Origin of the sequence: Pantoea sp. EEL5 (assembly GCF_049892805.1) — a bacterium.
Lineage (GTDB): Bacteria > Pseudomonadota > Gammaproteobacteria > Enterobacterales > Enterobacteriaceae > Pantoea > Pantoea ananatis.
This window is the reverse complement of sequence record NZ_JBNDNJ010000001.1, coordinates 1,492,633-1,518,469: the sequence shown is the minus strand read 5'-3', so window position 1 is coordinate 1,518,469 and position 25,837 is coordinate 1,492,633. Positions and strand designations below refer to the sequence as shown.

24 protein-coding genes, 2 tRNA genes and 4 other RNA genes are annotated in these 25,837 nt (G+C 52.2%); 13 read left to right on the top strand and 17 right to left on the bottom strand.

What is annotated here, in order from left to right:
* Positions 1 to 56: 56 nt before the first annotated feature.
* Positions 57 to 1,331 (bottom strand): YeaH/YhbH family protein, encoded by a 1,275-nt coding sequence (locus ACPXSQ_RS07255; RefSeq protein ID WP_013025992.1) that lies wholly within the window; start codon positions 1,329 to 1,331, stop codon positions 57 to 59.
* Between the two features lie 92 nt (positions 1,332 to 1,423).
* Positions 1,424 to 3,358 carry a protein kinase YeaG gene (yeaG, locus tag ACPXSQ_RS07250; protein ID WP_078828711.1) on the bottom strand — a complete coding sequence of 645 codons (1,935 nt, stop codon included), beginning with the start codon at positions 3,356 to 3,358 and terminating at the stop codon, positions 1,424 to 1,426.
* A gap of 420 nt (positions 3,359 to 3,778) precedes the next feature.
* On the opposite strand from yeaG, the gene ACPXSQ_RS07245 reads away from it, so the two are divergent.
* Together ACPXSQ_RS07245 and ACPXSQ_RS07240 are read left to right on the top strand one after the other, a co-directional pair.
* On the top strand, positions 3,779 to 4,528 hold the full coding sequence (locus ACPXSQ_RS07245) for a MipA/OmpV family protein (RefSeq protein WP_013025990.1): 750 nt from the start codon (positions 3,779 to 3,781) through the stop codon (positions 4,526 to 4,528).
* Positions 4,529 to 4,598: 70 nt separating this feature from the next.
* Positions 4,599 to 5,450, top strand: coding sequence for an aldo/keto reductase (locus tag ACPXSQ_RS07240; protein WP_105080275.1), 852 nt, complete (start codon positions 4,599 to 4,601; stop codon positions 5,448 to 5,450).
* Between the two features lie 8 nt (positions 5,451 to 5,458).
* Here the strand turns inward: ACPXSQ_RS07240 and ACPXSQ_RS07235 are convergent, their stop codons facing one another.
* Positions 5,459 to 6,337, bottom strand: coding sequence for a D-hexose-6-phosphate mutarotase (locus ACPXSQ_RS07235; protein ID WP_426143256.1), 879 nt, complete (start codon positions 6,335 to 6,337; stop codon positions 5,459 to 5,461).
* 72 nt (positions 6,338 to 6,409) lie between these two features.
* Positions 6,410 to 7,408: a glyceraldehyde-3-phosphate dehydrogenase gene (gene gapA, locus ACPXSQ_RS07230; protein ID WP_014593833.1), complete on the bottom strand. Its 999-nt coding sequence runs from the start codon at positions 7,406 to 7,408 to the stop codon at positions 6,410 to 6,412.
* Positions 7,409 to 7,748: 340 nt separating this feature from the next.
* Here gapA and msrB point away from each other — a divergent pair, with 340 nt between their 5' ends.
* Together msrB and ACPXSQ_RS07220 are read left to right on the top strand one after the other, a co-directional pair.
* On the top strand, positions 7,749 to 8,159 hold the full coding sequence (gene msrB, locus ACPXSQ_RS07225) for a peptide-methionine (R)-S-oxide reductase MsrB (protein WP_013025986.1): 411 nt from the start codon (positions 7,749 to 7,751) through the stop codon (positions 8,157 to 8,159).
* A 2-nt stretch (positions 8,160 to 8,161) separates the two neighbouring features.
* The gene (locus ACPXSQ_RS07220; RefSeq protein ID WP_013025984.1) at positions 8,162 to 8,443 is read left to right on the top strand and encodes a YeaC family protein; all 282 of its coding nucleotides are present in this window, start codon (positions 8,162 to 8,164) and stop codon (positions 8,441 to 8,443) included.
* 83 nt (positions 8,444 to 8,526) lie between these two features.
* On the opposite strand, the gene pncA is transcribed toward ACPXSQ_RS07220, so the two are convergent.
* From pncA to sppA, 3 genes are all read right to left on the bottom strand, one after another.
* Positions 8,527 to 9,135 (bottom strand): bifunctional nicotinamidase/pyrazinamidase, encoded by a 609-nt coding sequence (pncA, locus tag ACPXSQ_RS07215; RefSeq protein WP_013025983.1) that lies wholly within the window; start codon positions 9,133 to 9,135, stop codon positions 8,527 to 8,529.
* Positions 9,136 to 9,151: 16 nt separating this feature from the next.
* Positions 9,152 to 10,165, bottom strand: coding sequence for an asparaginase (gene ansA / locus ACPXSQ_RS07210; RefSeq protein WP_013025982.1), 1,014 nt, complete (start codon positions 10,163 to 10,165; stop codon positions 9,152 to 9,154).
* 85 nt (positions 10,166 to 10,250) lie between these two features.
* Positions 10,251 to 12,113, bottom strand: coding sequence for a signal peptide peptidase SppA (gene sppA / locus ACPXSQ_RS07205; protein ID WP_014605713.1), 1,863 nt, complete (start codon positions 12,111 to 12,113; stop codon positions 10,251 to 10,253).
* Between the two features lie 173 nt (positions 12,114 to 12,286).
* Here sppA and ACPXSQ_RS07200 point away from each other — a divergent pair, with 173 nt between their 5' ends.
* From ACPXSQ_RS07200 to ACPXSQ_RS07190, 3 genes are all read left to right on the top strand, one after another.
* Positions 12,287 to 12,838 (top strand): NAD(P)H nitroreductase, encoded by a 552-nt coding sequence (locus ACPXSQ_RS07200; protein WP_112900350.1) that lies wholly within the window; start codon positions 12,287 to 12,289, stop codon positions 12,836 to 12,838.
* Positions 12,839 to 13,087: 249 nt separating this feature from the next.
* Positions 13,088 to 15,004: a DNA topoisomerase III gene (locus ACPXSQ_RS07195; protein ID WP_176017636.1), complete on the top strand. Its 1,917-nt coding sequence runs from the start codon at positions 13,088 to 13,090 to the stop codon at positions 15,002 to 15,004.
* Complete coding sequence (locus ACPXSQ_RS07190; protein ID WP_013025978.1) at positions 15,004 to 15,300, top strand: YnjH family protein; 297 nt, start codon at positions 15,004 to 15,006, stop codon at positions 15,298 to 15,300. Before ACPXSQ_RS07195 ends, ACPXSQ_RS07190 begins: the two co-directional genes overlap by 1 nt.
* A gap of 35 nt (positions 15,301 to 15,335) precedes the next feature.
* Here ACPXSQ_RS07190 and xthA read toward each other — a convergent pair whose 3' ends face one another.
* From xthA to ACPXSQ_RS07145, 9 genes are all read right to left on the bottom strand, one after another.
* Positions 15,336 to 16,142 (bottom strand): exodeoxyribonuclease III, encoded by an 807-nt coding sequence (gene xthA, locus ACPXSQ_RS07185; RefSeq protein WP_013025977.1) that lies wholly within the window; start codon positions 16,140 to 16,142, stop codon positions 15,336 to 15,338.
* A gap of 112 nt (positions 16,143 to 16,254) precedes the next feature.
* Positions 16,255 to 16,357: non-coding RNA, RtT sRNA (locus ACPXSQ_RS07180), on the bottom strand.
* A gap of 41 nt (positions 16,358 to 16,398) precedes the next feature.
* A non-coding RNA gene (locus ACPXSQ_RS07175) (RtT sRNA) lies at positions 16,399 to 16,526 on the bottom strand.
* A 41-nt stretch (positions 16,527 to 16,567) separates the two neighbouring features.
* Positions 16,568 to 16,695, bottom strand: a non-coding RNA gene (locus ACPXSQ_RS07170) — RtT sRNA.
* A 41-nt stretch (positions 16,696 to 16,736) separates the two neighbouring features.
* Positions 16,737 to 16,864, bottom strand: a non-coding RNA gene (locus tag ACPXSQ_RS07165) — RtT sRNA.
* Between the two features lie 41 nt (positions 16,865 to 16,905).
* Positions 16,906 to 16,990: transfer RNA gene (locus ACPXSQ_RS07160), tRNA-Tyr, on the bottom strand.
* 35 nt (positions 16,991 to 17,025) lie between these two features.
* Positions 17,026 to 17,110, bottom strand: a tRNA-Tyr gene (locus ACPXSQ_RS07155).
* Between the two features lie 144 nt (positions 17,111 to 17,254).
* Positions 17,255 to 18,103 carry a formyltetrahydrofolate deformylase gene (purU, locus tag ACPXSQ_RS07150; protein ID WP_013025975.1) on the bottom strand — a complete coding sequence of 283 codons (849 nt, stop codon included), beginning with the start codon at positions 18,101 to 18,103 and terminating at the stop codon, positions 17,255 to 17,257.
* Between the two features lie 56 nt (positions 18,104 to 18,159).
* Positions 18,160 to 18,615 (bottom strand): YchJ family protein, encoded by a 456-nt coding sequence (locus tag ACPXSQ_RS07145; protein ID WP_014593829.1) that lies wholly within the window; start codon positions 18,613 to 18,615, stop codon positions 18,160 to 18,162.
* Between the two features lie 97 nt (positions 18,616 to 18,712).
* Between ACPXSQ_RS07145 and rssA the strand changes: the two genes are divergently transcribed.
* The 5 genes from rssA (at position 18,713) to ACPXSQ_RS07120 (ending at position 24,228) form a co-directional block, all read left to right on the top strand.
* Positions 18,713 to 19,624 carry a patatin-like phospholipase RssA gene (gene rssA / locus ACPXSQ_RS07140; RefSeq protein ID WP_014593828.1) on the top strand — a complete coding sequence of 304 codons (912 nt, stop codon included), beginning with the start codon at positions 18,713 to 18,715 and terminating at the stop codon, positions 19,622 to 19,624.
* 99 nt (positions 19,625 to 19,723) lie between these two features.
* Entirely contained in the window at positions 19,724 to 20,740 is a 1,017-nt protein-coding gene (rssB, locus tag ACPXSQ_RS07135; RefSeq protein WP_014605716.1) for a two-component system response regulator RssB, read from the top strand.
* Between the two features lie 195 nt (positions 20,741 to 20,935).
* Positions 20,936 to 21,844 (top strand): UTP--glucose-1-phosphate uridylyltransferase GalU, encoded by a 909-nt coding sequence (gene galU / locus ACPXSQ_RS07130; RefSeq protein ID WP_014593827.1) that lies wholly within the window; start codon positions 20,936 to 20,938, stop codon positions 21,842 to 21,844.
* Between the two features lie 21 nt (positions 21,845 to 21,865).
* The gene (locus tag ACPXSQ_RS07125) at positions 21,866 to 23,206 is read left to right on the top strand and encodes a UDP-glucose dehydrogenase family protein (RefSeq protein ID WP_013025970.1); all 1,341 of its coding nucleotides are present in this window, start codon (positions 21,866 to 21,868) and stop codon (positions 23,204 to 23,206) included.
* A gap of 14 nt (positions 23,207 to 23,220) precedes the next feature.
* Complete coding sequence (locus ACPXSQ_RS07120; RefSeq protein ID WP_014593826.1) at positions 23,221 to 24,228, top strand: NAD-dependent epimerase; 1,008 nt, start codon at positions 23,221 to 23,223, stop codon at positions 24,226 to 24,228.
* Between the two features lie 94 nt (positions 24,229 to 24,322).
* Here the strand turns inward: ACPXSQ_RS07120 and hns are convergent, their stop codons facing one another.
* A complete protein-coding gene (gene hns, locus ACPXSQ_RS07115; RefSeq protein WP_014605719.1) occupies positions 24,323 to 24,730 on the bottom strand; it encodes a histone-like nucleoid-structuring protein H-NS in 408 nt (135 codons plus the stop codon).
* Between the two features lie 415 nt (positions 24,731 to 25,145).
* On the opposite strand from hns, the gene tdk reads away from it, so the two are divergent.
* A complete protein-coding gene (gene tdk, locus ACPXSQ_RS07110) occupies positions 25,146 to 25,769 on the top strand; it encodes a thymidine kinase (RefSeq protein ID WP_028715226.1) in 624 nt (207 codons plus the stop codon).
* Positions 25,770 to 25,837 lie beyond the last annotated feature (68 nt).

Genomic DNA, 25,837 nt, shown 5'->3' with positions numbered 1-25,837 from the left:
ATGTTTTAACAGGTTATTACGCAAAAAAAAAGCCGACAGAGCGTCGGCTTGATGTGTCAGGCTTCCATCGCCTGCTTGTGAAACAGTTCACGGAAGACCGGATAGATATCCTCCGGCTCGCGAATGTGCTGGATCGCAAAGTTATCAAATACAGACTGCAGATGTTCATATTCGCGCCACAGTGTCTGATGCGCGCGACGCGTGATTTCAATGTAGGTGTAGTAACGGACGACCGGTAAAATGTTCTTTGCCAGAATCTCATGGCACAGGGGGGAATCGTCGGCCCAGTTGTCGCCATCGGAGGCCTGCGCGGCATAGATATTCCACTGTGCCGGATCGTAACGCTCTTTCACCACGTCATCCATGAGCTTAAGGGCACTCGACACGATAGTGCCGCCGGTTTCCTGTGAGTAGAAAAACTCCTGCTCATCAACTTCTTTCGCCTGAGTATGGTGGCGAATGTAGACCACCTCGACATTTTTATAGGTTCGACTCAGGAACAGATAGAGCAAAATATAAAAACGTTTTGCCATGTCCTTGGTGGCCTGGTCCATTGAACCCGAAACGTCCATCAGACAGAACATCACGGCCTGGCTGGACGGCTCAGGGCGTTTTTCAAAATTTTTATAGCGTAAATCAAACGTATCAATGAAGGGCACCCGATCGATACGTGCTCGCAGCTCGGCAATTTCTTTGCGTAAGCGCTCCTCTTCGAGCAACTGAGCCGGTTCAGATTTTTCAACCGTCGTCAGCGCATCCTCAAGCTCATGCAACTGGCGGCGCTTACCTGCGGTCATCGCCGTACGGCGCGCCAGCGAGTTCTGTAGCGAGCGTACCACGCTGATGTTGGCCGGTACACCATTAGACGTAAAACCGGCGCGGTGGGTTTTATACTCATTCAGCTGGCGATGCTGGTTTTTACGCAGGTTGGGCAGGGCCAGGTCTTCAAACAGCAGGTCCAGATATTCGTCTTTAGAAATCTGAAAAACAAACTCGTCCTGACCTTCACCGTCCTGACCGGCGTTGCCCTGGCCTGAACCGCTGCCACCGCCGCCCTGCGGCCGCTCCACGCGGTCATTTTGCACAAAGTGGTCGTTGCCGGGATGGACGCGATGGCGCTGCCCGCCGCGTCCCTGATGGAAAATCGGTTCGTTGATGTCATCAATCGGAATAGAAACGGATTCGCCACTGCTGACGTCGGTGACCGAGCGTTTGTTAATGGCCTCGGAGATCGACTGCTTAATCTGAGACTTGTAACGACGCAAGAAGCGCTGGCGGTTGACCGCGCTCTTGTTTTTACCGTTTAGTCGGCGATCGATAAAATAGGCCATGATGTTCCCCCAAACTACATTGCAAGCAGGCCGGGTTGTCCCGACCTTAAGAGACCGGTGCTATCCCGCACCGGTTTGCTTACAGACTCTGATCAGGACGATTTACGCACGCGCAGATACCATTCACACAGCAGGCGAACCTGTTTGCGGGTATAGCCTTTTTCCATCATGCGATCGACAAAATCATCGTGTTTCTTCTGCTCATCCGTAGAGGTTTTCGTGTTAAACGAAATAACCGGCAACAGCTCCTCGGTATTCGAGAACATTTTTTTCTCAATCACCGTACGCAGTTTCTCATAACTGGTCCAGTTTGGATTGCGACCGTTATTGTGCGCACGCGCACGCAGCACAAAATTGACAATTTCATTACGGAAGTCTTTAGGATTACTAATCCCGGCAGGCTTCTCGATTTTCTCCAGTTCCGCATTGAGCGACTCGCGGTCAAAAAGCTGTCCGGTGTCAGGGTCACGATATTCCTGATCCTGGATCCAGAAGTCGGCATAGGTAACATAGCGATCGAAAATATTCTGACCGTATTCGGAATAGGATTCCAGATAAGCCGTCTGAATCTCTTTGCCAATAAACTCAGCGTATTTCGGAATTAAATAACCTTTTAGGTGCTCAAGGTATTTTTCCGCCTGCTCCTGTGGGAACTGCTCGCGTTCAATTTGCTGCTCCAGCACATAAAACAGGTGAACAGGGTTGGCTGCCACTTCAGTGTGATCGAAGTTGAAGACGCGGGACAGAATCTTAAAGGCGAAACGCGTTGACAGCCCGTTCATCCCTTCGTCGACGCCGGCGTAATCATGATACTCCTGCCAGGACTTCGCCTTAGGATCGGTATCTTTCAGACTTTCACCGTCATACACACGCATTTTTGAGTAGATACTGGAGTTATCCGGGTCTTTAAGTCGCGAAAGGATAGAGAATCTCGCCAGCGTTTCCAGGGTGCCTGGTGCGCAAGGCGCGGTAGACAACTCACTGTGGTTCAGCAGCTTCTCGTAAATCTTAATCTCTTCGGACACGCGCAGGCAGTAAGGCACCTTAACAATATACACACGGTCAAGGAACGCCTCGTTGTTTTTGTTGTTGCGGAACGTCACCCACTCCGATTCGTTCGAGTGGGCCAGAATGATACCGTTAAACGGCAGGGCGGAAATGCCTTCGGTACCGTTGTAGTTACCTTCCTGGGTGGCGGTCAACAGGGGATGTAGCACTTTAATCGGTGCTTTAAACATCTCCACAAATTCCATGATGCCCTGGTTAGCCCGGCACAGCGCGCCCGAGTAGCCGTAAGCATCGGGATCGTTCTGCGCATGGTTTTCCAGTTTACGAATGTCCACCTTGCCGACCAGCGCGGAGATATCCTGGTTGTTTTCGTCGCCCGGCTCTGTTTTAGCAATAGCTAACTGCTCCAGAATCGACGGCCACACTTTCACCACTTTAAAGCGGGTGATATCCCCGCCGAAATCATGGAGGCGTTTAGCCGCCCATGGCGACATAATGGTGCCAAGGTAGCGGCGCGGCACGCCGTACTCTTTCTCCAGAATATGGGCGTCTTCCTGAGGATTGAACAGGCACAGTGGATGATCGTTAACCGGGCTCCGTTCGCCATCGGCGCTCAACACATAGATAGGAACGCGTTGCATCAAAGATTTGAGACGTTCCGCCAGCGAGGATTTACCGCCCCCGACCGGACCCAGCAGATAGAGAATTTGTTTCTTCTCTTCAAGGCCTTGTGCCGCGTGTTTCAAATAAGAGACGATCTGTTCAATCGCTTCTTCCATACCGTAAAACTCTTCGAACGCCGGGTAACGGCCCATTACCCGGTTAGAAAAGATTCTGGAAAGACGTGGCTCCTGAGCGGTGTCCACCATCACGGGTTCACCGATTGCCATTAACAGTCGCTCTGCGGCGTTGGCGTATGCACTGCGATCCTGTTTACAGATTGTCAGAAATTCCTGCAGTGTGAACTCTTCGTCCTTGGCAGCTTCATAACGCTGACGATAATGATCGAATATATTCATAGCGATGCCCGTCCTTTCGTTTTTAGCACAGGTAAAGGAGCAATAATCAGTGCTCGTACAGCTCCCGGAAGATATTATCTGTTAGTACAGCAACCCTTATGCCAACCTGATCATTGTTATCGGGATGCACAACATTTATGACGACACTCTTGCAACAAAACCTCGGGTATTAAGTTTAACTGTAGAAGGCATTCAGAAAATTTCATCATAGATTTTTGATTAGTGAGCCACATATCAATAACAAAATCATTTTGTTGCGAAACCTTTTTGACAGGGTAATGGCGAATTTGTGATGCCTCCAACCCGGTTATGCCACATTCCGCCATAAATGCGGTAGATGATTTTCATATAAGGTTAATTCAGTCTGTAAAAAGCGTTAGACTGTATGAGTGATTGTTATATTTATGGAATGAATAAATTGTGAACCAATTCAAACTTAACACGCTTATCGCGCTTATCCCTTGTTATTTTCTGGGGCATTCAGTACAGGCCGCACCTTTATCGCTTGGCGCATCAGTGATTTATGCCCAGTCGCCTTACCGGGGTGGGCAGGACCGCTATTTGCCGGTGCCCATCATCAATTATGAAGGAGAAAACTTCTGGTTTAACACGCTGCAGGGCGGCTATTACCTGTGGAAAGACCCGCAGGATCAGCTGTCTCTGACCCTGCTCGGCTCGCCCCAGGAGTATGACCCCGGTGATAACGATCTGGGGGATATGAAAGGGCTGGATAAGCGCCGTATGACGCTGATGGGCGGGGCAACCTACCGACATACTGCAGACTGGGGGATTATCCGTACCTCACTGCTGGGCGACCTGCTCAACAACAGCAACGGGATCATCTGGGACCTGACCTATCTCTACCGCTTCAACTTCGGTGACTTTACCCTGACACCGGGCATCGGGGCGATGTGGAACAGCGCGAACCAAAACCGCTACTACTATGGTGTTTCCGGCAATGAGAGCGATCGCACCGGCATCAGCCGCTACCATCCTGATGACAGCTGGTCGCCCTATGCTGAGCTGAACGCCAGCTACAGTATTACGCCGCAGTGGAATGCCAACCTGTCCGGTCGCTATACGCGTTTTGCCAGTGAAATCAAAGACAGCCCTATGGTCGATAAAAGTGGGCAGTTCACAATCTGGACCGGTGTTAGTTACAGCTTCTGATTTGCACCCTAAGAGGGCAGGCGTTGCCCTCTGATCGTTTGTCTGCTCTAAAACAGTGCAGGAGAGTCAAATGGCACAACGTCTCGATGTTGCGGGTCACCAGGGCATCCCGGCTATTGGCCTCGGAACCTGGTACATGGGCGAGGACAGCGCTCGCCGTCAGCAGGAAGTCACAGCGCTTCAGGCGGGTCTGGATGCAGGCCTGAAAATTATCGATACGGCAGAAATGTATGCCGATGGCAGAGCGGAAGAGGTGGTCGGCGAGGCATTAAAAGGGCGCCGCGATAGCGCGCTGCTGGTATCGAAAGTCTACCCATGGAATGCCGGTGAAGATGATGCGATAGCGGCCTGCGAAGCCAGCCTGCGCCGTTTGCAAACCGACCGTATTGATCTCTATCTGCTGCACTGGCGCGGCAGCGTCCCGTTGGAAGAGACGATTCGCGCCATGCAAAGGCTCCAGCAGCAGGGGAAGATTGTTCACTGGGGCGTTTCAAATTTTGACAGCGATGACATGGACGAGCTCTGGGCGGAACCCGGTGGCGAAGCATGTGCGACGAATCAGGTCCTTTACCATCTCGCCTCTCGCGGTATTGAGTACGACCTGTTACCGCAGTGTCAGCAGCGTGCTGTGCCGATCATGGCATACTGTCCGTTGGCACAGGCAGGGCGGCTGCGCAGCCATTTGTTTTCTGAGCCCACGCTGGTCGCTTTGGCTCAGCAGAAAGGCGTGACGGTTGCACAGCTGCTTCTGGCGTGGGTAATCCGCGCTCCCGGCGTGATGGCTATTCCTAAAGCCAGTTCCCTTCAGCACGTCCGGGAAAATGCCGCGGCACTGGATATCACCCTGAGTGATGAGGCGTGTTTCCTGATCGACAAGGCTTTCCCGCCACCGCGGCATAAAATGCCCCTGGACGTGGTGTGAATTAAGCGTTAATTCACTTTCCCTTTCAGACGGATCGTGGTGGCCAGCCGGGCCGGTTTTTCGCCCGCGCTGCGTAACGGCTTGCTGATTCGCGCCGTTTCCACGCACACCATGGTTTTATACCCTTCGTTGGGCATGTCCGTCATACTGCAGGAGAGTTCGACGCCGGGGTTCCACGTGACAACGTCACTATGATGGTGGTGATAGACTTCAATCTGGCGCTTTCCAGCCTGATCGTTAATCACCGAACAGTCATTGGCCGAGGTGAAAATACGGTCAACCCGGGTGGTAAAGCGCTGTTTGCCGTCGCCCGTGCCTGGCTGATTGTCGTTAACCTTGTCGATATAGTGCTCACCCAGACCCGACACCCCTACGCCGTTGATATCCGCCACGTTAAAGTAGCTGTGCAGGGCGGCGGTGGACGTGTAGTCGCCATAGGCTTCCAGTTCGATCTCACAGTGCTGCCCCAGGCGGAAACGGGCGATTAACGTGAATTCATGTGGCCACAGCTTTAAGGTTTGCGGATTACTTTCCAGCACCAGCGTCAAGATAACGCCATCTTCGTTTTCGTCATGGGCGGAAAGCGTCCACGACTGGTTACGGGCAAAACCGTGTGCGGGTTCACCTGCGGGGCCAAACCAGGGCCAGCAAATGGGAATGCCGCCTCGAATCGCTTTGCCTGGTGAGAAGGGGCTTTTGTCACTTAGCCACAGGACAGGTTTCTCCCCGCTGGGCTGCCAGGCGATGAGATGCGCGCCCTGTAACGTGATGGCGGCCCGCACGCGGGGATGACTGACGACGATAGCCGGAAGTTCGCCCACCTGACGCTGTGACAGGTAAGGCGTAATCTGTTTAATGACGGGAAGAGAAAAAAGTTTGTCTTGCATGCCCGACTCCTTACGAAAGGGATCAAAAAAAGGGTGACCGAAGTCACCCTTATTCTCTAGTGTCTGGCTGCCTTATTTAGCAGAAACCAGCGCAATCAGGTCGAGAACTTTGTTTGAATAACCGGTCTCGTTATCGTACCAGGAAACCAGTTTAACGAAGTTGTCATTCAGCGCGATACCCGCTTTCGCATCAAATACTGAAGTCAGCACTTCGCCGTTGAAGTCGGTAGAAACCACGTCGTCTTCAACGTAGCCCAGCACGTCTTTCATTTCGCCCTCTGCTGCTGCTTTGATGGCTGCACAGATTTCTTTGTAAGATGCGGCTTTTTCCAGACGAACGGTCAGGTCAACAACGGAAACGTTTGGCGTCGGAACGCGGAACGCCATACCTGTCAGCTTGCCATTCAGTTCTGGCAGCACTTTACCTACGGCTTTGGCCGCACCGGTAGAAGAAGGGATGATGTTCTGAGACGCGCCACGACCGCCACGCCAGTCTTTGTGAGACGGGCCATCAACGGTTTTCTGCGTTGCAGTCGTTGCGTGAACGGTGGTCATCAGACCTTCCACGATACCGAACTTGTCATTGATCACTTTAGCCAGTGGTGCCAGGCAGTTAGTGGTACAAGAGGCGTTAGACACGATGTCCTGACCCTGGTATTTGTCGAAGTTTGCACCACGAACAAACATTGGGGTGTCATCTTTAGACGGACCGGTCAGAACGACTTTCTTAGCACCCGCAGTGATGTGCTTACGTGCAGTCTCGTCGGTCAGGAAGATACCGGTTGCTTCAGCAACAACGTCAACGCCGACTTCATCCCACTTCAGGTTAGCCGGATCTCTCTCAGCAGTAACGCGGATTTTCTTACCGTTAACAACCAGAGCGCCGTCCTGTACTTCAACGGTGCCGTCGAAGCGGCCGTGAGTAGAGTCGTACTTCAGCATGTACGCCATGTAATCAGCGTCCAGCAGGTCGTTGATAGCAACGATTTCGATGTCAGAGCGCTGTTGAGCAGCACGGAAAACGATGCGACCGATACGGCCAAAACCGTTGATACCTACTTTGATAGTCATATATTCCACCAGCTAGTTGTTAGTGAATAAAAGGTTGGCTGTAAAATTACAAAAACCTTACCAGGCGTCAAGCGGAATCGTGTCAATTGTTGCGACAGGTCAATCCACCAGACAGGAATTATTGGGGCCGCAACCGCTTGCGCTCAGCGGTAAACGGCGTGCTCTGTTGAATCCTTCGCCGAATATATAGGGATATACCAGAGAAAAGGTGATCGAGTTCACAAATCCACCTTGTGAGATACTGACTGAAGGGTTGAGCACAAAAAAAGACCCGATTAATGTTGATCGTTTGTTAGAATACTAGTCGATTTTTACAGAATGACATCCCGGAATTGCTCAAATGCCTAAAGAAACCGCACCCGAAGCAAAAATTGCCCAACTGACTGAGATGCAACGCTATGTGACTCAACAGCGAGGAACGGAGCCGCCTTACAGCGGTGCCCTGCTGCATAACAAGCAGGAAGGGATTTATCACTGCCTGGTCTGCAATGCGCCGTTGTTTTTGTCTGATACCAAGTACGATTCAGGTTGTGGCTGGCCGAGTTTTTATCAGCCGGTAAGCGATGAGGCCATTCGCTATCTGGAAGATAATTCCCATGGTATGCAGCGCATCGAAATCCGCTGTGGCAGCTGTGATGCGCACCTGGGGCATGTTTTCCCGGATGGCCCCCAGCCGACAGGCGAGCGTTACTGCGTCAATTCTGCCTCGCTGAACTTTACAGATCAGCAAGGTGAGGAGACCCAAGGATAATCATGAAACAGCAACTTGAAGCCATGCTTGAAGCCCTGACGCCTGAAATTTATGAGCGTCTGGTTGTGGCCGTGGAAACCGGAAAATGGCCGGACGGCGTAGCGCTTACCCAGCAGCAGCGTGATAACAGCCTGCAACTGGTGATGATGTGGCAGGCACGTCATAACGATGCACCTCAGCATATGACCATCGGAAAAGACGGTGAGATGGTCACCAAATCGAAAAGGCAGCTGAAAGAAGAGTTTGGTATCGAACCAGACGTCACGCGTATCAACCTGCATTAAGTCTGATAAAGTGCTTCTGTCAGGGTGCTGACAGAAGCGTTTAGCGTGGATGACGGGCTGGCACGCTGCCAGCCCGGAGCACGTCAGACAATGACCGCACCCTGGGCGGCCATCTGGGCCAGTGCGATGTCGCTGTCTTCAGGATTCAAATTCACCCCGCGGCAGCCTTCGGCGACCACGTCCACCTGATAGCCCAGTTCCAGTGCATCCAGAACGCTGTATTTCACACAGTAATCCGTTGCCAGCCCCAGCATAACCAGATGGCTGATGCCGCGTTCACGCAACCAGCTGTCCAGCTCCGTTTTACGGCGATGGCCGTTATCAAAAAAAGCGCTGTAGCTGTCGACATCCTGATCCTGGCCCTTGTGAAAAACAGCATCAAACAGGCTGCGATCGAGACCAGGATGAAAATCAGCGCCCGCCGAATGCTGAACACCATGATCGGGCCACCAGATTTGAGGCAAACCGTTGAGCTCACCCAGGGTATAAACCGGCTCGCCCGAGACAGAAGCAAAGCTGCCATGATTGGCCGGGTGCCAGTCCTGCAAGGCCACTACGCATTCGCCTTTCTCATGAAAGGCACGGGCATAGCGATTTGCTACCGCGACGGTGTGATCGCCTTCTCTCACGGCCATTGGGCCGCCGGGGCAGAAGTCGTTCTGAATATCGATAATGATCAGTGCCCGTTTCATTCCCGTTTGCTCCGTTTTAGTCTTCTGTCAGTTCGCCACGCAGGTTTTGCTGCATTTTGGCACGGATTTGCTCGCTTGAAAGATCCTGACTTAACAGATAGTGAAGTTTGGTCAGGGCCGCTTCTACCGTCAGATCAAAACCGCTGATCACGCCTGCATGCTCCAGCGCATTGCCCGTCGCGTAGCCGCCCATGTTAACTTTGCCGGAAATACACTGCGTCAGGTTAACGACCACAATGCCGCGCTCGCTGGCCTGCTGCAGTTCAGAGAGAAACTCAGCGTTCTGCGGCGCATTACCCACGCCATAAGAGCGCAGAATAAGGGCTTTAACCGGCTGGCGCAGGAAGTTGCGCACCACATCGGCGGAAATGCCGGGGTAAATGGTAACCACGCCAATAGGCTGTGGCGTAATGGTATGAACGATGAGTTCACCTTTCCCCTGTGGCGCGGGTGGCGTGTTCAGACGACGAATGTGGATGCCGGCTTCCAGCAGCGCAGAAAGGTTGGGTGAGGCAAAGGCATTAAACCCGTCAGCATGCGCTTTTGTGGTGCGGTTACCGCGATAGAGCGTGTTATTGAAAAACAGCGTCACTTCATTAACCGGATAGTTAGCGGCGACATAGAGTGAATTTAGCAGGTTTTGCTGACCGTCCGAGCGCAGTTCTGCCAGGGGGATTTGCGAGCCGGTTACGATGACAGGCTTGGCCAGGTTCTCCAACATAAACGACAGGGCAGAGGCGGTAAAAGCCATGGTATCTGTACCATGCAGAATCACAAAACCGTCGTAGCGATCGTAATTACGCCGGATATCTTCGGCAATTGACTGCCAGTCCTGAGGCGTCATATCGGACGAGTCGATCAGGGGCTGATATTCGTGAATCGTAAAGTCAGGCATTTCCGGGCGATGGAATTCCGGCATTTTTGCCAGCTCTTGCTGCAGGTGACCTGAAACCGGAATATAACCTTGAGCGGAACGTTGCATACCGATAGTACCGCCCGTATAGGCAACGTAAATGTTTTTCTTTTGCATAGGTGTACTCAGACTTGCCGTAAAACGCGCAGTATAAGGGCAATGGCAGGGAAAAGCAGCCCGACCAGCGGTCGGGCTGAGAGGTTTATCGCACTTCGCCGCAGGTCAGGCAGAAGGCATAGCGGTTTTGTGGATCGTTAAGATGGTCGAACAGGCCAGGCTGACGTCGCATTGCACTCATTACGTCGAACATCGGCGCAGGCAGCCAGGCTTTGATCGGGTCAGGCAGAACAGCCTGCACGGAGGCATTCATTTGATTGAGCATCAAATCAATAAAGCCGGGATCTTCCTGGTACCAGTCAAGCTGCGGCTGGGAAACCTTCGCCAGTTCAGCGGCTTTTTTCACTGCGTCATCAAAATCCCCCAGCGCATCGACCAGGCCATTGGCTTTCGCATCACTGCCGGTCCACACATGTCCCTGGGCGATGGCGTCAATTTGCTCCGGCGTTTTGTGACGCGAGGCGGCAACCAGACCAACAAAGTTGTGATAGCCGTTTTCGATGGTCAACTGCATAAGCTGTTGAACTTCGGGGGGCAGCGCCTTAGTGCTGGCGACGTCCGCCAGAGGCGATGTCGCCACGCCGTCCGTGTGCACACCAATACTGGCCAGACTGTTCTCCAGGGTATTAATTACGCCGAAGATGCCAATAGAGCCCGTCAGGGTACTCGGGCTGGCGATGATGTAGCTGGCTGGCGTTGAAATCCAGTATCCACCGGATGCCGCCATGCCGCCCATTGAGACCACTATCGGTTTCCCGGCCGCTTTCGCTGCAGCCAGTTCGGCACGGATGGCCTCCGAGGCCGTCACGCTACCGCCCGGGCTGTTGACCCGAAGAATGATCGCTTTGATTTTCGGATCCAGGCGTGCATCACGAATCTGCGCCGCCGTGGTATCGCCCCCGACGTTGCCCGGCGTTTCATCGCCATCCATGATGGCGCCGCTGGCCATGATCACGGCAATATTGCCTTTCTGCTGAGTGGCGTCCGGTTTCACGTTGTAGTCATAAATACTGACGCTGCGATAATCGCTACTCTGCTTATCGAAACCAAAGGTCTTGATTAACATCTGATCGGCATCGGCCCGTGAACCCAGAACGTCGACCAGTTTGTTATCCAGCGCGTATTGACCCGTATCACCTTTAACGGCCTGCAGGCCGGCGATAATGGCCGTTGCACCAGGGAACAGCTGCTCAGGCGTAATCTGACGGTTAGCCGATACGGTGTTCAGGTAATTTTGCCAGAGTTGGCCAACCCAACGGGTATCCGCATCGCGCGCTGCAGGTGACATATCGTCGCGCAGGAAAGGCTCAACGGCAGACTTATAGGTTCCAACACGGAAGACGTGTGAATTGACTTTCAGCTTTTCAAGCAGCGTTTTGTAGTACAACCCGTTGGTGGCGAAACCATGCAGGTCAACCGTACCCTGAGGCGAGAGGTAGATTTTTGTTGCATAGCTTGCAAGGTAGTACTGAGCCTGGCTGTAGCTGTCGCCCAACGCATAAATCGGCTTACCGCTTTCCCTGAATTCGCGCAGCGCTTTGCCCACATACTGCAGCGAGGGCTGATCGCCACCGGCAAAGTCACGCAGGTCCAGCACCATGCCTTTGATATTACTGTCATCCTTTGCCTGACGAATCGCATCGACCACGTCAAACAGGGAGTTTTCCTGCAGTCGGTCGCTGCTGGTGCCTAACAGCTGACGGCCAATTTTGCTCAGGCGATTACTGACGGAAGGCTTATCGACCAGCACACCGGTCAGGTCAACTTTTAACGCACCTTGCTGTATGGGAGCAGAATGACTGCCTGAACCACTGACCTGAAGCCAGATCCCGACACACACGACAATTAAAAAAATCAGGAACAAATTAAGAATTAATTCCCTGATAAAGTTCAGCACTCGCCAGATCCCGCGGAACAGGCCAGCAATTATTCGCCACAATGTGCGCATCACACTCTCCATATTAATATAACCGGAAATCGCCGCTTAGCGGTCCAGGTCTCCGTTGACGACCTCATCCTAAAGAGCGGCGAAACAAAAGTCAGCAGGAAATCACCCTGGACTGTTACAAAAAATCCACCTGTGCCAGGATTACGCATGCTTTTACCCCACTGGAGAAAAACATGGATGCACTTGAATTACTGGTTAATCGCCGTTCGGCTTCCCGTCTGGCGGATCCGGCTCCCGGCGGCGAGGCGCTGGATAACATTCTGCGCGCAGCCATGCGCGCGCCCGATCACGGCACCTTACAACCGTGGCGCTTTATCATAGTTGAAAACAGTGGACGCGATCGCTTAAGCCAGCTTCTGGAAAAAGCGGCACGTGACAATCAACTGGATGATAAGGCCATCAATAAAGCCAGCCAGGCCCCGTATCGTGCCCCAATGATCATTACGGTTGTGGCCCATTGTGAACTGAACCACAAGGTGCCACGCTGGGAGCAAATTGCATCTGCAAGCTGTGCCGTGATGGCTATGCAAATGGCCGCGGTCGCACAGGGGTTTAATGGTATCTGGCGAAGTGGGGCCTGGACTGACGATCCCCAGGTACGCGAGGCCTTTGGCTGCCGTGAGCAGGACGCGATTGTGGGCTTTCTCTATTTAGGCACGCCCCAGCTGAAATCCAGCACCACCGTGATACATCCCGACACTGCGCCGTTCGTGCGCTATTTCTGATCGCCCCTGAGCGGGTTTGCGCGGTTATTGTGCGAATAGTTCAGCATTGAACCCGGCGCGCTTATCAGCCGCGCGCCGCCAGGCTACCATAGCGCTGCTTCATCTGGCAGCGCATACTCTCTTCCAGCCTGTGCGCATGATGTAACCGTTCTTTGGACTGAGGCGCAGGCATCATGTTGCCGACTGTTTGTTGACCGGTAGTGCGTTGTCATCATTGTTGTTTGCTGACGTTAAGGATTACCCGATTTAATGCGTTTGTTTATTGCAGAGAAACCCAGCCTTGGACGGGCCATTGCCGATGTACTGCCTAAACCGCACCGGCGTGGTGAGGGCTTTATCGCCTGCGGCAATGACCAGATAGTCACCTGGTGCGTGGGGCATTTACTGGAGCAGGCGCAGCCTGATGTGTACGACAGCCGCTATGCGCGCTGGTCGCTGGTCGATCTGCCGATTATTCCTGAAAAATGGCGTTTGCAGCCGCGTCCTTCGGTGGCAAAACAACTCAAAGTGGTGGAAGGCTTACTGGCCCAGGCCGATGAAGTGGTGCACGCCGGCGACCCGGACAGGGAAGGCCAGCTGCTTGTGGATGAAGTGCTGGATTACCTTCAGCTTCCCGCTGAGAAACGCAGTAAAGTGCAGCGCTGTCTGATTAACGATCTCAACCCACAGGCTGTGGAGCGGGCTATCAACCGGCTGCGTGAGAATCGCGAATTTATTCCCCTCTGCGTGTCCGCGCTGGCGCGAGCACGTGCCGACTGGCTTTACGGTATTAATATGACCCGCGCCTGGACGCTGCTGGGCCGGAATGCGGGCTATGATGGCGTGTTGTCCGTTGGACGCGTACAAACGCCGGTGTTGGGGCTGGTGGTGCGACGGGATGAAGAGATCGCGAATTTCGTCCCGAAGGATTACTTTGAAGTGAAAGCGCACATCGTCACGCCGGATGAGAGCCGGTTTACCGCGAACTGGATCCCCAGTGAAGCCTGTGAACCCTGGCAGGATGAAGAAGGTCGCCTGCTGAAACGCTCACTGGCGGAACATGTGGTGGCGCGCATCAGCGGTCAGCCCGCTATCGTTACCGCCTACAGTGACAAGCGAGAAAACGACATTGCGCCGTTGCCGTTTTCACTCTCCAGCCTGCAAATCGAGGCGGCAAAGCGCTTTGGTTTGAGTGCACAGGCGGTGCTGGACATCTGCCAGCGGTTATATGAAACCCACAAGCTGATCACCTATCCACGTTCTGATAGTCGCTACTTACCCGATGAGCATTTTGCCGGCCGTCATGCGGTGCTCAATGCGATCCAGTCCCATCAACCCGGTCTTACTCCACCAGCAGACTTTGATGCAGATCGAAAAAATCGCTGTTGGGATGACAAAAAAGTGGATGCGCACCACGCCATTATTCCTACCGCGCGCGCCAGCGCAGTGAAACTTAATGAAAACGAACAGCAGATTTATGGACTGGTTGCGCGTCAGTATTTGATGCAATTTTGTCCGGATGCCGTGTTCCGCAAATGCACCATCGATCTGGATATCGCGGGCGGTAAATTTGTGGCTAAAGCGCGCTTTCTGGCGGAGGCGGGCTGGCGTGCGCTGTTGGGTGGCAAAGAGCGCGATGAAGAAAACGATGGCATGCCGCTGCCTGTTGTAGCGAAAGACGATGAGCTGCTGTGCGAGCGGGGTGAGGTGCTGGCGAAACAGACACAACCGCCACGCCATTTTACCGACGCGACCTTACTCTCGGCCATGACCGGCATTGCGCGCTTTGTGCAGGATAAAGAATTAAAGAAAGTGCTGCGTGCGACCGATGGTTTAGGAACGGAAGCCACGCGCGCAGGCATTATTGAATTACTGTTCCGTCGTTCGTTTTTGCATAAGAAAGGGCGCTATATTCATTCTACTGATGCAGGCAAAGCGCTGATCCACTCGCTACCGGATCTCGCCGCCAGGCCGGACATGACGGCGCAATGGGAATCAACCCTGACGCGTATCAGTGAAAAGGCCTGTCGCTATGATGAATTTATGCAACCCCTGGTGCAGACGCTGAGCGGGCTTATTCAGCAGGCGCGACAGCAGCCCTCGGGACAGGCGTTTCGTGGTTTACCGTCCACCGGCCAAAAACGTCCACCGCGTAAAGCAGGGCGTAAAACGAAGGAAACTGAATAATGAGTAAATCAGCCTGGCTAATTCTGGTTGCAATGGCTGCCTGCAGCCCCGCGCATGCTAACTATCATCAGCAGGGCGCGGCAGGTGGCACCAATACCGATGTGATCGTGGATATGCCACCGGAAGTCTGGACGCAGGGGCAAAACCGTCAGCAAAACTGTCTGCAGTGCTGTATTTTTGAAAACCGAAATTACACAGAAGGCGCTGTGGTGAAATCGGAAGGTGTCCTGCTACAGTGCGCGCGCGATGAGAAGTCGTTGGGAACCAATAATCTGATTTGGAAAATAGTGAAATAAGGACGCGTGGCATTTCACCACGCGTCAGGATCCTGTCAGAAGTGGAAGGTTGACCAGACCGGCGCATGATCGGACGGTTTTTCCATACCGCGAATCTCGTAATCGATGCCTGTTTCAATACAGTGTGAGGCCAGCCCGGTGCTGGCCAGCAGCAAATCGATACGCAGACCGCGATTGTCATCAAAGCCTTTTGAACGGTAGTCGAACCACGAAAAGCGATCGTTAATCTCAGGGTTTTGTGCCCGCCAGGTATCAACAAGGCCCCAGCTGAGCAGGCGATCCATCCATTCACGTTCTTCCGGCAGGAAAGAGCATTTACCGGTACGCAACCAGCGCTTGCGACTGTCTTCTCCAATACCGATATCGAGATCGGTGCTGCTGATATTCATATCACCCATGATCAGCACCGGCTTATCGGCCGCCAGGCTGTCGCTCAGGTAGCTTTGCAAATCGCGATAAAACTTCTCTTTCGCCGGAAATTTTGTCGGATGGTCACGGCTCTCGCCTTGGGGGAAATAGCCGTTAATTACCGTAATATCGCCAATCGGGCTGGGGATCTCCGCCATGATTAACCGACGCTGAGCATCGTCGTCATCGCCCGGGAAGCCGCGTCGCACGGATACCGGCTGGACTTTTGTCAGCAGCGCCACGCCGTAGTGCCCTTTTTGACCATGGTAAAACACGTTGTAGCCCAGCTTAGCCACGTCTTCTAAGGGGAACATATCGTCATGAACTTTGGTCTCCTGCAGTCCGATGACGTCCGGCTGATGTTTTTCTACCAGCGCTTCAAGTTGGTGAGGGCGAGCCCGCAAGCCGTTAATGTTGAATGAAATAAATTTCATGAGATGACCTTCAGCGAATGATAGGCAGGATGGTAGCGATTTTTACAGGAAAAGTCATGGCAGAGCAGGGCAATTTCAGCGAGTGGTGGACAGGCTCAGTCAGAAAGCGGGAAGCGGGTTCAAGAGGATGATTTCACCCTGCGGGCCGCGCTGACGCGCGTTGCCCGACTCGAACCTTAGTCGAAGGTTCTCATCCCTCTCCCCGAAGAATATGGTGATTGAGATTATCTTGGGCAGATCAGGAGAATATTTAAGATGGTGGTGGGAGAAGGATTATTCGGCGCGTTGCGCCTCACCCTGCGGGCCGCGCTGACGCGCGTTGTCTCGCGATGCTCGACTCGAACCTTAGTCGAAGGTTCTCATCCCTCTCCCCGAAGAAGATGGTAATACATGTCTTTATTTGGGAGGGAGTGCAATATACGAGATGGTGGTGGGAGAAGGATTATTCGGCGCGTTGCGCCTCACCCTGCGGGCCGCGCTGATGCGCGTTGTCTCGCGATGCTCGACCCGAACCTTAGTCGAAGGTTCTCATCCCTCTCCCCGAAGAAGATGGTAATAAATGTCTTTATTTGGGAGGGAGTGCAATATACGTGATGGTGGTGGGAGAAGGATTATTCGGCGCGTTGCGCCTCACCCTGCGGGCCGCGCTGACGCGCGTTGTCTCGCGATGCTCGACTCGAACCTTAGTCGAAGGTTCTCATCCCTCTCCCCGAAGAAGATGGTAATAAATGTCTTTATTTGGGAGGGCGTGCAATATACGAGATGGTGGTGGGAGAAGGATTCGAACCTTCGAAGTCTGTGACGGCAGATTTACAGTCTGCTCCCTTTGGCCGCTCGGGAATCCCACCGGGGATGATATGTGTGTTCAGGCAGCAGGTTCAGATGGTGGTGGGAGAAGGATTCGAACCTTCGAAGTCTGTGACGGCAGATTTACAGTCTGCTCCCTTTGGCCGCTCGGGAATCCCACCAGGGACTGAATTGTTGTGCTCTGAAGCGGGGCGCATCATACCAAATGCGCCATGACTGTAAAGCGACGACTGGCAAAAGGTGAATCGTTTGCCCACTTTTTGCCCGTAGCGCTGGAATGTCAGCCAATCCAGCGCCGTTTACGCTTAAAGAATAATCGTGCGGTTACCATAAACAAAAACACGCTGGCCCAATACTTTATCCAGCGCGCGGCTCAGCACGTTTTTTTCGACGTCGCGTCCGGCCCGCATCATCTCTTCGGCGGTGTAACTGTGATCGACATTAATCACGTCCTGCATGATGATCGGACCTTCATCAAGGTTATCGTTAACGTAGTGTGCCGTTGCACCAATGATTTTCACACCACGTTCGTAAGCCTGATGGTAAGGCCGTGCGCCGATAAAGGCCGGCAGGAAAGAGTGGTGAATGTTAATAATCTGATTTGGGTAGCGCTGCACAAAGCCCGGCGTCAGCACGCGCATGTATTTGGCAAGCACCACATAATCGGGCTGATAACGATCAATCTCGTCCGCCATGCGGTTGTCATGCTCTTCGCGCGACAAGCCTTCGTGGCTGACCAGAACAAACGGAATATCGAAACGCTCTACCAGCGAACGCAACGTGTCGTGATTACCTATAACGGCGGCGATTTCCATATCGAGGCCGCCAAACGCACTCTTCATCAGCAGGTCGCCAAGGCAGTGTGCTTCTTTGGTAATGAGAATAACAACACGGCGACGGCCTGCGCTATGCAGTTCACGCACGGAACCTTGCGGAAGGGCACTATCGAGATCGGCCAGCAGGGTGGTGTCGTTAAAAATCCCCTCCAGCTCTGTGCGCATAAAAAAACGCCCGGTGCGATGGTCAACAAACTCATTGTTTTGCACGATATTCAGTTCGTGCTTGTAACAAATATTGGTGATTTTGGCGATCAGACCTTTTGCATCGGGACAAATGGTTCGTAAAACTTTTCTTTGCATGGTTTGCGCTTGCATCTCAATCAGAGTCCTGTCAAAGCATTAAGGGTAAAACCGTTACGCAGGCAACTGCCTTAGCCGCAACATTTTTTGTATTTTTTATCGGCGCCACAAGGACAGCGATCGTTACGCCCAATAGCGGGCGTCACTCCGTCTACATAGTACCAGCGTTGATCCTCGCGAAGAAAGCGTGAACGTTCGTACATTGCCCGATCGGCGCCGTTTTCACGATAACGGGCGAAAAAAGTCACAAACGATTCGTCATCATCGCGCCCCGGTTCACGCTGCGTGATGTTCAGGCTCAGCCATTCAGTACCAGCAAAACTTTCAGACAACAGTCCCGCAAGTGCCGGATCGCGCCGGGTAGGATGCCAGGTAGACACCAGGTAGTTGACGTCATGTTTGACATAAGCGCAGTAGCGAGAGCGCATAAGTTGTTCAGCTGATAAGGGAATTTCTGCTCCTTTAACAAAGGGCTGACAACATAGGCTATACTGCTTGCCGCTACAGCAAGGGCAAGATTCGGACACACTTTCTCCTGTTAATCACAGTCGTTGTTGATGATATCGTTTACTTTATCTGACCCATGCTTATGACGCTACGTATTGACGCCAGGAACCGAGCAAGATGAGAAAGCAAAAGATTGGATTGGCTCTGGGTTCCGGTGCCGCCAAAGGATGGGCGCATATCGGCGTCATCGAAGCGTTGGAAAGCGCAGGCATTGAAATTGATGTAGTCGCCGGGTGTTCAATCGGTGCCCTGGTCGGTGCGGCTTATGTCAATCACCGGTTGCCCCACATGAAAAAATGGGTCAGCGCTTTTAGCTACTGGGATGTGATCCGCCTGATGGATCTCTCCTGGCAGCGCGGCGGACTCCTGCGCGGTGAACGCGTATTTAACCATGTCCGCCAGCTCATCACGAATGATGCGCTTGAGTCATGCCATAAGCCCTTTGGCGTAGTGGCGACCAACCTGAGCACCGGGCGTGAATTATGGCTCACTGAGGGAGAATTGCATCAGGCGGTTCGCGCTTCCTGCAGTATGCCAGGTTTATTACCACCGGTCGGCTACAATGGATATTGGCTGGTAGACGGTGCCGTGGTGAATCCGGTGCCGGTTTCGCTAACGCGCGCACTGGGCGCTGATGTGGTTATTGCCGTCGATCTTCAACACGATGCGCACCTGATGCAGCCTGATTCAATGGTGCTGACGCCGCAAAGTTCTGAAGAACATGCCGCGGCTGTCGCACTGAATCTTGACTGGCGCGGAAAGCTGCGCCAGAGGCTGGTCAGTTTTACCCAGCGACGGGCATCACAAGTGCCGGGCGCGATGGAGATCATGGCAACATCCATTCAGGTCCTGGAAAATCGCCTGAAGCGAAACAGGATGGCAGGCGATCCGCCCGATGTGCTCATCCAGCCGTTTTGTCCACAAATATCCACGTTGGATTTTCATCGTGCAGAAGAAGCTATTGCGGCTGGGAAGGTTGCCGTTGAGAAACAAATGGATGAATTATTACCGCTGGTCCGTAGAAGATAATCTGGTTGTTCACGCACAGATGTTACTTCGGTCTATTCTGAAAGGCGCAACTGCGTTTTATGAACCACTATTGAATTATCGGGTACGCAGGGGGATGGAATGGAAAAACCACTGATCGGCAAAAAGATACTCATTGTCGAAGATGAGGCCGTTTTCCGTTCGCTTTTAAACCAATTTCTGTCATCAATGGGGGCTGTCACAGTTGAGGCAGAAGATGGCCTCGAGGCTATTGAGCAACTGAAGCAGCATGCCGTGGAGCTGGTGATTTGTGATCTTGAGATGCCGCGCATGAGCGGTATCGAATTCGTTGAACATGTGCGCAGCCGCGGTAACAGCGTCCCGATTTTGATTATTTCCGCCACAGAAAATATGTCCGATATTGCTCAGGTTTTGCGTCTTGGCGTACAGGATGTGCTGCTTAAGCCGCTAAAAAACTTTGAGCGTTTTCGTGAAGCGGTTTACGAATGCCTCTATCCCTCCATGTTTACCTCAAAGGTGGAGGAAGACGAGCAGCTGTTTCAGGACTGGGACGCTCTGGTTCGCGATCCCTCTGCGGCGGCAAAACTCCTTAAAGAACTTCAGCCACCCGTACAACAACGCATTGCTAATTGTCGGATCAACTATCGGCAACTGACGATGGCCGAGCAGCCGGGTCTGGTGCTGGATATCGCGGCGCTTTCAGACAAAGATCTCGCCTTTTATTGTCTTGACGTTACTCGCGCTGGCGACAACGGCGTACTGGCCGCCTTGCTTTTGCGCGCCTTATTTAACGGACTCCTTCAGGAACAGTTATCTGGCCAAAAACAACGCTTACCTGAGCTGAGCAGTCTGCTCAGACAGGTTAATTTGCTGCTGCGCCAGGCAAATCTGACCGGTCAGTTCCCGTTGCTGGTGGGCTACTATCACCGCGGATTAAAAAATCTGGTACTGGTTTCAGCCGGATTAAATGCAACGCTGCACGTTCAGGCCCATCAAATACAACTCAGTAACGGTGTGCCACTTGGCACTATGGGCAGTACACATACTAACCAAATAAGCCAGCGCGCTGATGACTGGCAATGCCATATTTGGGGGGCCGGAGGCCGCATACGACTGATGTTATCGTCTGACCAGTAAACCCGAATGGATAGTTTATTATCTGATGGGAGACAGGGCCAGAAGTTAGCTTTACACTTGGGTAATAGTCTTAAATTCTACGGATAGCGGTCTTCCAGGATAAATCCGTTCACGACTAACTGATATACTCATTTCCGAATTTAAACCGACATATCAAGCATTAAAACTTGAACGGCCTATAAGAGAGGTATTTTGATGTCTGCCTATAAGACCAAAGTAAAAAAAGCGGTAATTCCAGTAGCGGGTTTGGGTACACGTATGTTGCCTGCTACCAAAGCGATTCCAAAAGAAATGTTGCCGCTGGTTGATAAGCCGTTAATTCAGTATGTCGTTAACGAGTGTATTGCTGCGGGTATTAATGAGATTGTGCTGGTTACTCACTCCTCTAAAAACGCCATTGAGAACCATTTTGATACCAGTTTTGAACTGGAGTCTATGCTGGAAAAACGCGTCAAGCGCCAGCTGCTGGACGAAATTCAGTCCATCTGTCCTCCTCACGTGACCATCATGCAGGTCCGTCAGGGCATCGCGAAAGGTCTGGGCCATGCGGTCATGTGTGCACATCCTCTGGTCGGCGATGAACCTGTTGCGGTCATCCTGCCTGACGTGATCATCGACGAATACGAATCTAACCCAACCAAAGATAACCTGGCAGAAATGCTGAGCCGTTACGAAGAGTCTGGCCGTAGTCAGATCATGGTTGAGCCCGTCAGCGATGTGACGGCATACGGTGTTGTCGATTGTCAGGGTGCAGAACTGAATCCTGGTGACAGCGCGCCTATGGTCGGGGTTGTTGAGAAACCTAAAGCGTCTGAAGCGCCATCCAACCTTGCGGTTGTCGGTCGTTACGTTCTGTCTGCGGATATCTGGCCACTGCTGGCGAAAACGCCTCCAGGTGCCGGTGGCGAAGTTCAGCTCACCGACTCCATTGCCATGCTGATGGATAAAGAAACCGTCGAAGCCTATCACCTGAAAGGGGTAAGCCACGACTGTGGTAATAAACTGGGTTATATGCAGGCTTTCGTTGAATATGGTGTCCGCCATCCGGTATTGGGTAAAGAGTTCACTGAATGGCTCAACAATACTGTTAGCGATAAAAAGTAATTTTAAACACAGGATAGCTCAATGAAAGTCACTGTATTTGGTATCGGCTATGTCGGTCTGGTTCAGGCTGCGGTGTTGGCCGAAGTCGGACATGACGTTCTCTGCATTGATGTGGATGAAAACAAGGTCGAGAACCTTAAAAAAGGCAAGATCCCAATTTTTGAGCCGGGTCTGACGCCGCTGGTTATGTCGAATTACGAATCGGGTCGCCTGAAGTTCAGCACTGATGCTGCTCAGGGCGTGAACCACGGTGTAATGCAGTTTATCGCCGTCGGCACGCCGCCTGATGAGGACGGCTCGGCCGATCTGAAATATGTTACTGCCGTAGCGCGTACCATTGCTCAGCACATGACCGATCACAAAGTCGTGATTGATAAGTCAACGGTACCGGTCGGAACGGCTGACAGAGTCCGTGCTGTCATGACAGAAACGCTGCAGGCGCGCGATGCCAACATCAGCTTTGATGTGGTATCCAACCCAGAGTTCCTGAAAGAAGGCGCGGCCGTTAACGACTGTATGCGCCCTGAGCGTATCGTTGTCGGCACCGACAATGATGACGTGGTGGAGCTGTTGCGTGAGCTGTATGAGCCATTCAACCGTAACCACGATCGTATGATTTTGATGGATATTCGCAGTGCAGAACTGACGAAGTACGCCGCTAACTGCATGCTGGCGACGAAAATCAGCTTTATGAACGAAATTTCCAATCTCGCAGAACGTTTAGGTGCGGATATCGAAAAAGTGCGCCAGGGGATTGGTTCTGACTCACGTATCGGCTATCACTTTATCTACCCAGGCTGCGGCTATGGCGGTTCCTGCTTCCCGAAAGACGTTCAGGCGCTGATCCGCACAGCGGAGTCTATTGGTTATACACCGCGCCTGTTGAAGGCGGTGGAAGACGTCAACGACAGCCAAAAGACAAAGCTGCCCACCTTCATTAAACGCCACTTCGGTGACGATCTGAAAGGTAAAACGTTTGCGCTGTGGGGCCTGTCATTCAAGCCCAACACAGATGATATGCGCGAAGCATCCAGTCGCGTGTTGATGGAAACGTTATGGGAAGCGGGTGCCTCTGTTCAGGCGTTCGATCCGGAAGCCATGGACGAAGCGCAGCGCATCTATGGTCATCGCGACGATCTGAAGCTGATGGGAACCAAAGAAGCGGCGCTGCACGGTGCAGACGGCCTGGTGATTTGTACGGAATGGCAAAATTTCCGTGCACCTGACTTTGACGTGATTAAGAGCGCACTGAAAGAACCCGTGATTTTTGATGGACGTAACCTGTATGATCCAGAGCGTATCAGCAAACGCGGCTTCGTTTATTATGCAATCGGCCGCGGAGCATCTATCCAGGCTGTGTGATTAACGAGGGATTTATGAATTTTCTGGTAACCGGCGCAGCAGGCTTTATTGGCTTTCATGTCAGTCAACGCCTGCTGGCCGCCGGTCACCAGGTTGTCGGTCTTGACAACCTGAATGACTACTATGATGTAAACCTTAAACAAGCTCGCCTTGATATCATCGGTGACAATCCATCCTTTACCTTTATTAAAGCCAATTTGGCCGATCGTCAGGCTATTGCCACACTTTTTGAACAGCACAATTTTCAGCGCGTTATTCATCTGGCCGCTCAGGCAGGGGTGCGTTACTCACTCGAAAACCCCCATGCGTATGCCGATGCAAACGTCATTGGGCACCTGAATATTCTTGAAGGCTGCCGCCACCATAAAATCGAGCATCTGCTTTATGCTTCATCCAGTTCGGTTTATGGCCTGAATAACAAGATGCCATTTTCAACAGAAGACAGCGTCGATCATCCCGTGTCATTGTATGCCGCGACGAAAAAAGCCAATGAGCTGATGTCGCATACCTATTCACATCTCTATCAATTGCCTACCACTGGCTTACGTTTTTTCACGGTCTATGGCCCGTGGGGACGTCCGGACATGGCGTTGTTTAAATTCACCCGCGCAATGCTTGCAGGCGAGGCGATAGATGTTTATAACCAGGGGCAAATGAAGCGCGACTTTACTTATATCGATGATGTTGCAGAGGCGGTTATTCGCTTGCAGGATGTTATCCCGCAGGCGGACGCAGACTGGACCGTGGAAACGGGTTCTGCCGCGTCAAGCTCTGCCCCTTATCGCATATATAACCTTGGCAATAGCCAGCCGGTGAGCCTGATTCACTATATTGAAGCGATTGAGAAAGCGTTGGGTGTGAAGGCAAATAAAAATCTGATGCCCATGCAACCGGGGGACGTGCTGGCAACCAGCGCGGACACAACCGCATTATTTAATACCATTGGATTTAAACCCCAAACCGGTGTTGATGAAGGCGTAAGGCGCTTTGTAGACTGGTATCGAAATTTCTATTCAATCTGAAAATAAAAAAAGGAAGCGATCGCTTCCTTTTTTTTCTGGTGCGGATAATCGTAAAACTAAAGTAAAGCCAACAATAAGCGAAACAGGCTATGCATTACAGCAGGAAGTCGTCTAACTGCTTACCTTGTTCTTCCATGGCTTTCTTGATTGCTGCTGGCGTACGGCCCTGACCCGTCCAGGTTTTGGTTTCGCCATTTTCATCTACAAACTGATATTTAGCCGGGCGGGCAGCACGTTTGGCTTTGCCAGCCGTTTTTGATTCTGACAGGGTATTGAATAATTCGTTGGGATCGATACCATCCGCTAACAGCATCTCGCGATATTGCTCAAGTTTACGCGCACGCTCTTCGTTTTCAGCTTTAGAGTTTGACTCTTCGTCGCGACGTTCATTTACCACGACGTCCAGTTTTTCCAGCATTTCTTCCAGCGTTTCCAAAGAACACTCTCTGGCCTGGGCACGCAGCGTGCGGATATTATTAAGATTTTTAAGTGCTTCGCTCATTGTCCTGATCTCTGAATAATTAATAGGAGAGTTGTTCTGCCCGCTAATAGTAGTGGTGGAGAAAAATAAGTTCAACATTAAATTAATTTTTAGCTTAAAAAGAGTAAGCGAGGAATTTAATAAATTATTAATTCACCCCGATGAAGTGTGATGTCAGGTGGGTTGAATCAATGAAAAGATTAAGATCTTAGCTGAAAATGCGCTGATACATTATCGGTATAAAAATAATGTTTAATCACACATGTGCTTTAATATTTATCCTGACTTGAAGACCCAATGCCGCATCATATTAACCGCTGCATCATCAATGAGTGATGCTAATCTGAACAGCATAAGGTGAAAATCCCCCCAGCAGCAACCTGTAGATATGATAAAATCGGCCCTGTTTTTTCATCGTATCCGAGAATCGGCGCAAATGGCTCAACTCTATTTCTACTATTCGGCAATGAACGCCGGTAAATCAACCGCATTATTGCAGTCATCCTACAATTATCAGGAACGCGGGATGCGCACGCTCGTCTATACCGCTGAGATCGACAATCGCTTCGGCGCAGGCAAGGTGAGCTCGCGTATTGGATTATCTTCTCCTGCGGTGCTTTATAATGCAGCCAGCCAGCTTGATGTGGAAATTGCCCAGGAACATGCGCGACAACCCGTTCACTGTGTACTGGTGGACGAAAGCCAGTTTCTGACGCGTGAGCAGGTTAAGGCCTTGTCTGACGTGGTAGATAATCTGGATATTCCCGTACTCTGCTACGGGCTGCGTACCGATTTTCTTGGTGAACTCTTCACCGGTAGCCAGTATCTTCTGGCATGGGCGGATAAGCTGGTAGAGCTGAAAACGGTCTGTCATTGTGGACGTAAAGCGGGCATGGTGCTGCGTCTGGACAGTGACGGTAAACCTTTCAGAGAGGGGGAGCAGGTCGTCATCGGCGGCAACGAACGTTATATCTCCGTATGCCGTAAGCATTATAAAAAGGCGATAGAGCAGGGTTGTTTGCAGGCCATCCATGGGGCGCAAACCCCCGTGGGGGACTAAATAGCCCTCAACCAGCGCCAGGCTGCTTTTCCATGGCGCTCGTTAAGGGCGCAAGGCGATGTGATCAC